This is a genomic window from Geitlerinema calcuttense NRMC-F 0142, from assembly GCF_030285425.1.
Map to the genome: position 1 here is coordinate 1 of NZ_JASVEJ010000033.1, position 11,562 is coordinate 11,562.

Annotated in this window: 9 protein-coding genes and 1 pseudogene; 2 read left to right on the forward strand and 8 right to left on the reverse strand. The window is 48.7% G+C overall.

Going from position 1 to position 11,562, the window contains the following annotated elements; genetic code table 11:
* Positions 1–257: 257 nt before the first annotated feature.
* Genes QQ055_RS08655 through QQ055_RS08665 form a run of 3 tightly spaced genes read right to left on the reverse strand, consistent with a single transcriptional unit; the run spans position 258 to position 4,344 of the window.
* Positions 258–581 carry an ArsR/SmtB family transcription factor gene (locus QQ055_RS08655; RefSeq protein ID WP_069967129.1) on the reverse strand — a complete coding sequence of 108 codons (324 nt, stop codon included), beginning with the start codon at positions 579–581 and terminating at the stop codon, positions 258–260.
* A 33-nt stretch (positions 582–614) separates the two neighbouring features.
* Positions 615–1,559: a ribokinase gene (gene rbsK / locus QQ055_RS08660; protein WP_286004558.1), complete on the reverse strand. Its 945-nt coding sequence runs from the start codon at positions 1,557–1,559 to the stop codon at positions 615–617.
* Between the two features lie 25 nt (positions 1,560–1,584).
* Positions 1,585–4,344: a bifunctional diguanylate cyclase/phosphodiesterase gene (locus tag QQ055_RS08665; protein WP_286004559.1), complete on the reverse strand. Its 2,760-nt coding sequence runs from the start codon at positions 4,342–4,344 to the stop codon at positions 1,585–1,587.
* Positions 4,345–4,705: 361 nt separating this feature from the next.
* Between QQ055_RS08665 and QQ055_RS08670 the strand changes: the two genes are divergently transcribed.
* Both QQ055_RS08670 and QQ055_RS08675 read left to right on the forward strand, forming a co-directional pair.
* Positions 4,706–5,596: a PhzF family phenazine biosynthesis protein gene (locus QQ055_RS08670; protein WP_286004560.1), complete on the forward strand. Its 891-nt coding sequence runs from the start codon at positions 4,706–4,708 to the stop codon at positions 5,594–5,596.
* 86 nt (positions 5,597–5,682) lie between these two features.
* Entirely contained in the window at positions 5,683–7,194 is a 1,512-nt protein-coding gene (locus tag QQ055_RS08675; RefSeq protein ID WP_286004561.1) for a trehalase family glycosidase, read from the forward strand.
* 3 nt (positions 7,195–7,197) lie between these two features.
* Here QQ055_RS08675 and QQ055_RS08680 read toward each other — a convergent pair whose 3' ends face one another.
* The 5 genes and pseudogenes from QQ055_RS08680 to QQ055_RS08700 form a co-directional block, all read right to left on the reverse strand.
* The gene (locus QQ055_RS08680; RefSeq protein WP_286004562.1) at positions 7,198–7,371 is read right to left on the reverse strand and encodes a hypothetical protein; all 174 of its coding nucleotides are present in this window, start codon (positions 7,369–7,371) and stop codon (positions 7,198–7,200) included.
* Positions 7,372–7,481: 110 nt separating this feature from the next.
* A complete protein-coding gene (locus tag QQ055_RS08685) occupies positions 7,482–8,210 on the reverse strand; it encodes a polyadenylate binding domain-containing protein (RefSeq protein WP_286004563.1) in 729 nt (242 codons plus the stop codon).
* Between the two features lie 92 nt (positions 8,211–8,302).
* Positions 8,303–8,890, reverse strand: a complete 588-nt coding sequence (locus QQ055_RS08690) for a peptidoglycan-binding domain-containing protein (RefSeq protein ID WP_286004564.1) — start codon at positions 8,888–8,890, stop codon at positions 8,303–8,305.
* A 483-nt stretch (positions 8,891–9,373) separates the two neighbouring features.
* Positions 9,374–10,738, reverse strand: coding sequence for a hypothetical protein (locus QQ055_RS08695; protein ID WP_069967279.1), 1,365 nt, complete (start codon positions 10,736–10,738; stop codon positions 9,374–9,376).
* Positions 10,739–10,900: 162 nt separating this feature from the next.
* Positions 10,901–11,484, reverse strand: a pseudogene (locus QQ055_RS08700) (NADPH-dependent FMN reductase).
* Positions 11,485–11,562 lie beyond the last annotated feature (78 nt).

The following is an 11,562-nucleotide window of genomic DNA, read 5'->3' on the forward strand; positions in this document are numbered from 1 at the left end:
GGGAATTGGGAGTTGGGAGTTAGGATTTTGGGGGGAGTGAAGGTCAATCGGGTATTGTTCTAGACACTACTTAGAACTCAGCACACTGCTTCGCAGAGAATCCGCGCAACAGCCACTTTCCACTCAGCACTCTTTCCCCCACCCTCTTCTCACTCGGAACTTTACACTCAGCACTCTATTCCCACTCAGCACTCAGCACTTTCCACTCAGCACTCTTTCCCCCCATCTCCCCACCTCCCCATCCCCCCACCCTCTTCCTACTCGTTGCAAGGACGGGCGGGGATGATTTCGCAAAAGCGGCGATATTCAGCTAGATATTGCTCTAAAACGGCGAATTGAGGGAGATTGAGGCTGTAATAAATCCATCGTCCTTCTTGGCGCGGGCGGACGAGTTCTGCTTCTTTGAGGGCTTTGAGATGAAAGGAGAGTTTGGACTGGGGAACCTGGAGTTGTTCGCACAGTTCGCAAACGCACAGTTCTTGCGATCGCAATAATTCCAAAACCTGCAACCGCAAGGGATCGGAAAGGGCATGGAACCCGGCAACAACTTTGGGAGAGAGTAAAGCAGCAGAAAATGTCATCAAAAAAAATTGAAATGTTTTCTTGTTGCTAGCTTAACTCAGAGAATCCACACCTGAAGAAATCCCTTGGGCGAGCAAAAACTCTTTTAACCTGTACCGATCCGGTAAGGAAGATTGCGCCCCGGCTTGGGTGGTGGATAGGCTGCCATTGGCTATGCCCCACGCGATCGCCTCTTTTAAGGGTAAACCCAAATTCAGAGCAGCCGCTAACGCCCCATTAAAGGCATCTCCGGCCGCCACGGTATCCACTACTTCTACCTCAAAGGCGGGCATCATCCAAGTTTCTTGAGGAGTCGCACAGTAAGCGCCTTGACGCCCTAGCTTAATGATGACCGTTTCTACCCCCCGCTGTCTGAGGAGGGTAGCGGCTTGGGCGGCGGTTTCTGGACTGTTGACGGGGAAACCGACGAGTTGGCTAGCTTCCACTTCGTTAGGCGTCAAAATTTTGACTAAGGGATAGAGTTCTGGGGGAAACTGGGCTGGAACTGGGGCCGGATCGAGAATGACAGGAACCCTAACCGCTTGGGCGGCTTGGGCGGCTTGTACCACTACGGGGAGGGGAATTTCTAGCTGTAATAACAGGGCTGAGGCTTGCGGGAGGTGGCTTTTGAGGCGCAACACGTCGCGGTTCTCTAAACGGCCGTTTGCCCCGGCGACAATTGTAATTGTGTTCTCGCCCTGGGCATCGACGGCAATAATGGCAACGCCAGAATGGGTAGAGGCGTCAATTTCAATGCCTTCAGTGTTGACGCCTGCGGTTTGCAACCCTGCTAATAATTCTGCCCCAAAGCGATCGCCCCCGACTCGACCCACTATTTGCGTCGGGATACCCAAACGGGCGGCAGCTACGGCTTGATTGGCACCTTTACCGCCCGGTACGGTAAAAAAGGCTTGTCCTGACAGGGTTTCGCCTGCTTGGGGCAACCGCTGAACTTGAGTCACCAAATCGAGGTTAATACTACCAAAAACAAGAATCATGGCAAGAAGAAGTCTTGGGTTAATTTCAGCTAAAAGCGACTGAATTTTGTCTTAGTCTCCCGGCATATTGGCATTGATAAAGGCGAGTTGCAGCCTCAGCCGATAGGGGTTTGCTAAACAGATAGCCTTGCATGGCATCGCATTTAGCAGCCTTCAAAAACTGGAGTTGTTCTAAGTTTTCTACCCCTTCAGCAATCACTTTTAAGTTTAAGCCATGCCCCAAGGCAACGATCGCGCGAATAATGGCGGCATCGTTAGAATCTCTGACCAGATCGCGAACAAAAACGCGGTCAATTTTCAATTTATTAATGGGCAAATGCTTTAAGGCCCCCAGGGAAGAGTAACCTGTCCCAAAATCATCCATTGCAATCTGGATATTTTGATTTCTGAGGTGATGCAACACTTCAATGGTGAAGTTCATATCCTGAATCGCGATACTTTCAGTAATTTCAATCTCTAAATATTGCGATTCTAATCCCGTTTCTTTGAGGATTTGATGGATGGTGTTGGCGAGGTTTTTATTCTGAAATTGTCGCGCTGAAAGATTAACGGCAATGGGCAGCGGCGGCAGTCCGGCAAGCTGCCACGCCCGATTTTGAGCGCAGGCTGTGCGTAAAACCCATTCGCCAATTGGAGAAATTAATCCCGTTTCTTCAGCTAGGGGAATAAACTGCAAGGGCGAAACCAGTCCGCCCAAATCTTGACTTTGCCAGCGAATTAAAGCTTCCATGCCCACAATTTGCCCGTTTTCTAGGTTAATTTGCGGTTGGTAGTGCAGCAAAAACTCATGACTATCTAATGCTTTGTACAAGTTATTTTCTAACACTAAGCGTTCGAGAACCTTAGTCCCAATGGCGGAGGTATAAAGCTGGTAATTATTGCGCCCTTGTTGTTTTGCCCGATACATGGCAGCGTCAGCATTTTTCAAAAGCGTATCGACATCTTCGCCATCATAAGGGGCGATCGCAATCCCTAAACTAGCTTTAACATGCAGCGAGGTGACTTGGTGGGTTTGGTCTTCTTCAAATTGAAAGGGCGTGCTGAGGCTATTGAGAATCTTTTGGGCAATTCTGGCCGCATCTTCGCTACTACTAATAGCACTCACAAGGATGGTAAATTCATCTCCCCCCCAACGGGCGACGAGATCGTCCGGGCCTAAACAATTTTTGAGGCGCAGGGAAACGCTTTTCAGGAGGCGATCGCCCTCAGCATGACCGAGGGTATCGTTAATGGTCTTAAAGGCATCCAAGTCGAGGAAAATGACCGCTAGCTTTTGCCCGTAGCGCTGAATGCGGGCCAGAGATAGGGTAAGGCGATCGCAAAATAGGATGCGGTTGGGCAAACCCGTCAGTAAGTCGTGAGACGCTTGGTGGCGAATCATCTCCTCAACGCGCTTTTGCATCACGGCCATATATAAGTGAATGCCAATGGCCACCGCTAGGCGGATATCATCTTCCGTCCAGGGTTTGGCTTGTCCTCGGATGGTTTCTCGCCAAGCCTCAAAGGAAGCGCGGGGGCGATAGTTGCGGCGATCGCAGTCTTGACGCCCCGCCCACAGGGTTTCGGTTTCAATTTCGGATCGAAAGATGCTGATACAGCCAATGCATTGTTGCTGATAGCTTAAAGGCACGATTAACAAGGAGCGAATGTGGGTATCCTGAAACGCTGCAAGGGCCGATTTCAGTTGCGGTTCGCTCTCTATATCCTTAATAATGTGCAGGTGAGAAATCAGATGATGGTGCAGCGTGTTGGGGTTAGTTAAAGAGCAATAAGGGCCTGCGGGAACCCCCAGATCGAAATCGTCGGCGACATCAGGAAAAAGTAGGGAACGCGGGAAGCCGGAATCTTCGTGCGAGAGTCTAGAGGCGTTGGCATAGTTTAAGAGGGTTTGGGAGTCAGAAAGGGGAGGGACTGAACCAATGATTCCCTTCCACAAGGCTGTCTCTTCGAGGATGCAGGATGCTTCCAGACTCGGTTGGCTGCCACAGGTATAGATTTGGGCGGGTTTCCCGGTGGGATCGGCGGTAATGTAGAGTCGCCCGCCGCATCCTTCTAACACTTTGACCGCTTCTTCCAGCACGGTTTGGCGAATCTCGGTGGATTCCATCGGCGCGTGCAGTAGATAGCTAATTTGGTTAATTTTGGCTTCATCTTCGGCTTGCTGGCGGGTGCGGGCCAGCAGATCGGCTTGGGCGATCGCGATCGAGACTTGATCGACCAACAATTGCACGATTTTGAGATCGGTTTCGCTATGGGTTTTGGGGGTGCGATGGTGACACGCCAGCAAACCCCAGAGTTGATTGTGGTGCAAAATGGGGACGACTAGGGATGAAGAAACGCCCATTGCGGTTAAATATTCAATGTGGCAGGGATCGACCGGAGCATAGCGCACGTCTTCGATGGCTAGGCTGTCTCCGGTGGCGGGGTTGTCGAGTTGGTGCAGCGTTTTTTGACCGGAAACCACATCTACAATCACCCGCTGGCGCACTTTGACAAACATTTCGCGAGCATGGGCCGGAATGTCGCTGGCGGGAAAGCACAATCCTAAAAGTGAGGGTAAAGCGCCATTGACGAGCGATTCTGCGATCACTTCTCCGTTACCATCGGGTAAAAACCGATAAATTTTTACCCGATCCATTTCTAAAAAGGAACGAATTTCCCTGGCGGTTGTGTCGAGAATCTCTTGGAGTTCTAATGATTGTCGAATTCGAGTGGTAATTCGATTCAGGAGATTTTCCCGATTGAGGGTTTTAAGATTGCTAGGCGGGCTTTTGCGACGAACCATTATTTTTCTTTGCGGTTTGTTAAAGTTGAGCGTTTATTGCTCGGCACTCTCTGTTAGTTAGAATTCCCCAAGGGATTTTATTGCAATCATCCAGGGATCGATGGCGTTAAGACGAAAGGCGATCGCGATTGCTTTTTGCCCCACTTCCCCGGATGGAGTCTTTTTTACCCTAAGACTCAGGTGCTTTCTGCTACCTTTATCTAGACTATCAGGAAATTTTCGCTCAGGGTATCATCCCTAGGACGCGATCCCTCTTTGACGGGTGAACTGGAGGTTTTCTTGCGCCGTCTTGGTTGACTCCAGAAACAAACTTCTGTTAAGTAAAAAGCAATCTCAATGTTTTACAGGAGACAGTTGACTGATGGCAATCAAGCTACCTTATGCGGTTGTCGATGTTTTTGCAATCGACAAGTATACGGGCAATCAACTTGCGGTATTTACTGATGCTTCTGACTTATCGGATACTCAGATGCAAGCGATCGCCAAAGAAATCAATTATTCAGAAACCACTTTTATTACGGCACAACAGCCAGAAAAGGGAGGCTATAACGTCAGAATTTTTACCCCCGCCGCCGAACTCCCTTTTGCAGGTCATCCCACCCTAGGAACGGCTTACATTATTCGCCAACTTATGCTGCAATCTGGCACTCAGCAGGTCAATCTCAACCTAAAAGTGGGTCAAATTCCAGTCACTTTTTCAGCCCAAACGAACGGAGAAGAAATCGTTTGGATGCGTCAAAATCCACCCAGCTTTGAACCCCCGCTTGATGCCAAAATCCTAGCTGAAGTTTTGCAGATTTCTCCCGATGAAATTGATTCTAACTATCCGGTTCAATCGGTTTCTACAGGCGTTCCTTTTATTATTGTTCCCCTCAAAACCCTCGCAGCCCTCAAAGCTTGTCGGGTGAATCGAGAAAAGCTATTTCCCCTAGTAGAAACAATGGCTGCTAAATCTATTTTGGTCTTTTCTCCTGAAACCTATTTGCCGGAAAATCAACTCAGCGTTCGGGTTTTTGCTGACTACTTGGGCATCGCTGAAGATCCAGCTACCGGCAGCGCTAATGGTTGTTTAGCAGGGTATCTGGTGCAACACGCTTATTTTGCCCAATCAGAAATTGAAGTGGCTGTAGAACAGGGGTATGAAATTCAACGTCCCTCTCTGTTGTTGCTCAAAGCCGGGAAACGCGAAGAAGGGATAGAAGTGAATGTTGGCGGCCGAGTGATTTTGATTGCATGCGGAGAATTTCTCTAAAACAGCCCGTATCAATCTAGGGGCGCTCTGAGCGAGCGGGGCCAAAGCTTGCTAAGGTGGAAAAAGGTAGGTATGAGGCATCGTTCGTGAACTCATCTCTAGAATTTCCTTCACCTTCTGCGATCGCAAGTATTCGCCTTTATATTCAGCAAAGTTGGCATACCTTAACGCGATCGCACAAACATCTGTTCGCCTCAGCCATCGATCCTAAATTTCCCCATCGCCAAAACCATCCTTTGCCTGTTTACCTTTCTGCTAAAGCAGACCGCCCTCGGATTGAACAAATTTTACAACGCACGCTAACCCCTTCTGAATGGGACAAAATTGAACTGCGTATCTTGCCTGAGAGCGTAGCGCAAATTGAGGAACCGGGCTTGCTGTATTTACCGCATCCCTATGTGGTACCGGGGGGACGGTTTAACGAGATGTACGGGTGGGATAACTACTTTATTCAATTGGGTTTGTGGCGCGATGGAGAAAGATCCCTCGCCCAAAACCTCACCGATAACCTACTTTACGAAATTCAGCATTACGGTAAGATTCTCAACGCCAACCGCACCTATTATCTCCAGCGTTCCCAACCGCCGTTGCTGACTCAAATGATTTTAGCGACGTATGAGCGATCGCAAGACCGAACTTGGCTGGCTTCCACCGTTAGCTGTATCGAAAAACTCTATCAAGATTGGATAAGTCCCCCTCACCTCCACGAACCCACCGGACTGTCGCGCTACTTTGAACTCGGTGAAGGCCCCGCCCCAGAAGCCATCAGCGACGAACGAGACGAACAAGGGAGAACCCACTACGATCGCGCGATCGCATATTATCAGACCCATGAGGTGACAGCTTATGATGTCCGTCAATTTTACGATCGCGATCGCCATTGCCTGACACCACTCTTTTATAAAGGCGATCGCACCATGCGCGAATCCGGCTTTGACCCCTCCGAACGCTTTGGCCCGTTTAACGTCGATATTGTTCACTATCTCCCGGTTTGTCTCAATGTCCTGCTTCAGCAAATGGAAGAACAAACCGCCCAAATCTATCAAATTTTAGACCAACCCGAAATTGCTCAAACCTGGATAAACCGCGCCATCCAACGCACCCAGCGCATCAATGAATACTGCTGGGACGAACAAGCCGGACTCTATTTTGACTACAACTTCCAAACCCAACAGCGCCGTCCCTACGAATTTGCCACCACCTTCTATCCCTTGTGGGCGGGAATTGCCAGCGCCACCCAAGCCCAACGCCTAGTCGAAAACCTGCCGAAATTTGAAGCCCCAGGCGGACTCCTCACCAGCACCCATGTGAGTGGCAACCAGTGGGACGCCCCCTTTGGTTGGGCCCCCTTGCATCATATTGCGGTGGCTGGTTTGCGTCGTTATGGCTACTATGCAGCAGCCAACCGCCTCGCCTGCAAATTTATCAGCTTAGTGGCTCAAGAATTTGAGCGCTGGGGTTGTATTGTCGAAAAATATGACGTAGTGCGCTGCACCTCTCAAGTCTCTGATGAAATTGAGTTCGGCTACAGTTCTAACGAAATTGGCTTTGGTTGGACAAATGGGGTTTGGTTGGAGTTACTGGAAACTCTAACTTAACGTCTAAACCGTATTCTGTCGAAACTGGGACTCTAGCCGATGCAACAAAACCGGGGTGACAGTTCGGCGCATTTGGCTCAAAATTCCTCGATGAGAATCTTGAAAATGCAAGTCGTGGAGGTAGACATCGCTCATCAACCACGTTAATAAGCCTGTCCCTAAGAGAGCAGCGCTCAAGCGGTAAGTAAATCGAAAATAACAGATTTTTGAATAACTGGGGTTTGGCATCGATCTTCACGAGAATAAAAAAAGTCCCATCTGAGCAACCGCAGATGGGAATAAAGACTTTAGTTAACGACGACTCGACCGTCTTGTTGAATTTCGAGCGTTCCTTGGGTATCATCAAAGCTCGGTGCTTCGCGCACAGAGACTTCTAGAACGCCTGTCTCCACATTGCGAATGGGAGTAATATCAATTAACCCATTGTCTTGTCGCAGCATGGTCAGGGTAACAGGTGCCGGTAGGTTTTCTAATACGGTATCCGTTCGACCCGGTAATGTCCGAGGTTGAGTATGACCAATGGCTTCATAGGTAATGTTGGCATTGGTGCTATTGACTAAACGGATGTTAACCGTGCCATCGGTAGGCTGAACGCGAGCAATTACGTCATTACCGCGAAATGGAATTTGTGCTTGCTGCATCCCTGGTTGAGCCATTTGACCTTGCTGCATTCCTTGGGCCATTGGGCGTTGCTGCATCCCTGGTTGCGCCATCTGTCCGGGTTGCATTCCTTGAGCCATTGGTCGTTGTTGCATCCCTGGTTGCGCCATTTGTCCGGGTTGCATTCCGGGTTGAGTTAGGGGTCTGGCAGCTTGGGGAGCAAGTTGGCTGGCTGCGTTGGGCGGACAACCTTGAGGAACTGCGATCGCCCTATTGTAAGGTTCTTCGTAGTAAATGCTCGGACAAGGATTAATTTGCGCTTTAGCAGCAGTACCGGGAATGGCTGCGATCGCCAGCAACGCCCCACCTAGAATTGTTGTCAAAAAACTGAGTTGTTGAAGTTTTCTTTTTAACATCTGGATCTCCTAAGTTCTAAAACAGGTTATTAACATCTGAAGGAAGTTCGCTGAGGGGAAGTCCCCCCAGCGATCGCATTTAGACCACTCGATTAAAAGTTAGTGGTACCACCCGGTTGTTGAGTTCCAGGCTGAACCCCCGTTCCCGGCTGAGTCCCCGGTTGTTGAGTTCCGGGTTGTTGAAGTCCCGTTCCCGGCTGAGTTCCAGGTTGTTGCAGTCCGGTTCCCGGCTGAGTCCCTGGTTGTTGAGTTCCCGGTTGAGGAGACGCCGCCAAGGAATCACTAATAGCATTCCAGGTTTCAGGCCCAACCAGTCCATCGACAGCTAAATCATTCTCAGCTTGAAACTCAGTCACAGCAGCCTGAGTATTGGGGCCAAAAATACCGTCAATATCGTCTTGATAGTAACCTTGTTGTTGTAAAAAGCCTTGCAGTTGTTCTACTTCTGAACCTTGGCTACCTAAACCCAACAGCATCATTTCGTCTGGGTCATCAATAGCACCCAATTGCTGTTGATTATCCTGGGTCATACCAGGCTGTTGCGTCCAGTTGTTATTTGTATCAGTATCCAGGGTCTGAGCCGCCACAGGAGCGACAGAACCCAACGCGACAGGCAGCAAGGCAACTGCTGAAAGAATACCAAAAGAGTTTAGCTTAAAACGAGATTGATTAAGAGCCATTTAAAATTGCTCCTCCGAACTGAAAACAAGCTCCTAAGTGACGCGCAGCTTTCAAACCCCAACTTAACCTTGGAGTGACTCAAGATTATCGCTTTGGGGGACTGAGCGTACAAACCCAAAACTCACCTGTTTGAGATGAGTTTTTAAGAAAAGACTTAGGAGCGCCGTCAGCTAATTCAAATATTGCAAATTAGCATTAACTGACTTGATGTTTTCAGTTTAGGAAGCTTAGAGCCAAGTATCCTGCTTCAGAAGTTAGAAACAGGCTCGGAACAATCTCACCCTTCTGAAAGAGGATGTTTAGAGTTAACTTGAACAATATCGGGATTTTAAAGGGGCAAAAACATCATCAAAAGAGCGTGAAAAACCTAATCACCCCAAGGGATTGAGCAGAAAGTAAAGAGTTTGCCGCTCTCTTGGCTCTGCTCAAACTCAGGCGTATCATTCTTAACACTAAAATTCAGTAAACGAGCGTTTTCTACGCTATCCGGCTTTATGTAAAGCGGCTTTGCGGCTATCAAACAGTTGCGCTACGCCTTCAAGAATTTTATTGACCACCGTGGCATCGCATTCGCGTAAAAACGTCTCCGACTCAATTTTTCCGGCAAAGAAATCCTTAGACCGCTTGAGCAAGTGTTCCATTGCCGAAAAGCCCACCGACTTAATAATAAACGTGGACACCGGGGAATTTTTGATATCGTAAACCGACTCGCGGTTTCTTCCCTTACTCAACAAATCCAGAACTTCTTGTTCCAAAGCATTCTTGGGAGGAGATGCCATTGGCACATCGGGTAAAAATTGCTCTAAAATTGGGGACTTCCTTCCCGGTGCTGGCAGTTCGCCCATCATCGTCGAGACGGGAATATCGCGCCCCAAGCGATAGGAGAGGGCTTCTAAGATGGCGATCGTAACTAGTTTAATCCCCAGATAGAGCTTTGCTACTTCCAAATTCTTGCGCGTTCTTGCAACTAGCGCTGCATAGGTTTCCTCATCCGGTTCGCCTCGAAAGCGCTGAAATACCAATTCTGGGTTGAGGAAGTTCATAAACCCTTCCATCTTTTGCAGAGATTTACGATACCCTGCCACTGTATAGGAATTGGCGTTAATCAATTCCTGATTCGTTTCGGGCATCAGATTCCAGGTGTTATCGAGAAAGTCAGTTGAATTGGAAAATGCAAAGTTTTCGACATCGCGGTTCGCTAACCGAACGGCGCGTTTAACCATCTGCACGAATTGTTCTTCGCTCCAGCCTAGGTTGAACTGAGCATTAACGCCCAAAAGGCGTTGATAGAGCAAGTCACTGGCTGTTAAACCCGATGCAGTTGGAGGACGAAAGGGAATCGTTGCTTCAATACAAGCCGCAATTTCGGTAATGCGATGGATGTCGAGGAAGGGTTCGAGGATATTTGCCGCAATTAATGCGCTTAAAAATTCATTTTGCCCGCTAAACGGCGAGAGCGATTGTCCTGGAGAGAAGCCAAAGATAGCGCTCACCAGTTGGAACATGGAGGAGTTGGGTAAGCTGTCGAGTTCGCGAATGGTCAGTTGTCCGTCTTGTTCTTGGACAAAGGGAGAGATATAGGTGCTGATATTCAGATTCACCCCATGATCCACCTGAACGTAGACCAAATCGTGGAACAGGGCGGCTAAGACTTCAGTTGGATCGATTGAGCCACCGACTTCAAATATATGCTCTGGCGTATGGAAATAGCGCCAAGGCCCAGACATCGAAAGAATAATCAGTTCTGCGATATGCTCAAGGCGATCGGGTTCGCTACGTCCCTGTAGCTGCTCAATGCTATTAATCAGGCAATCTAAGCAACGTTTGCGAGCAACTTCTAACTCCATTCCCATTCATCCTCCAGTGCTGTCCCTGATAAGCCAACTCGTTATCAATTCTCTGTGGTTTCTAAGGGTTTAACATTTAGCCTAAACTTAAATGTTAAACCGAAGCGATCGCTGTGACTGTGATATTAAGTTCAATTCTGCCGAGCTGGGCTTTCCTTTGAGTTATATCAGTTTTGCCAGCAGGGTTGCGAGTTGAGCGCCGATTTGTTCAACGTCTGCTTGTAAGTCTGGGTCTTGAATTTGACCTTGTTCGTTAAAGACTTGAAAGGCGTTCGGGATTGTTTTTTGTTGCGGGATGACTAAAACGCCGATGTTGCCAAGGATGGAGCGCAGGTGAACTAAACCGCGCAAGCCGCCTAGACCGCCAGGGGAGGTACTTAGGATGGCTGCGACTTTGTTTTTGAAGCAGGTTAAGGCTAAGGGGGGTTCTCCGGGTTCGGGTCGCGAGGCCCAGTCAATGGCATTTTTGAGGAGGGGGGTGACGGAACTGTTGTATTCTGGGCTGGCGATTAAGAAGCCTTGATGTTCTTTCATCAAGGTTTTGAGCTTGAGAACGTTTTCGGGTAAACCTTCTCTTTCCTCTAAGTCTTGGTCGTATAAGGGTAAGGGTAAGTCTCGGAAGTCGAGATAAGTGACTTGGGCCCCGGCATTTTTGCCCCTTGTGCTGCAACTTGTACGAGGTATTTGTTGAGAGAGGCTTCGCGGGCGCTTCCGGCAAAGGCGAGAATTTTGGGTGAAGTAGTCATAGTTGAAATGAGTTTAACTTAGGGTTCCACCGATCCAATTTAACTGATGAAAGCCGTATGGAGAACGAGTTGGAAAAT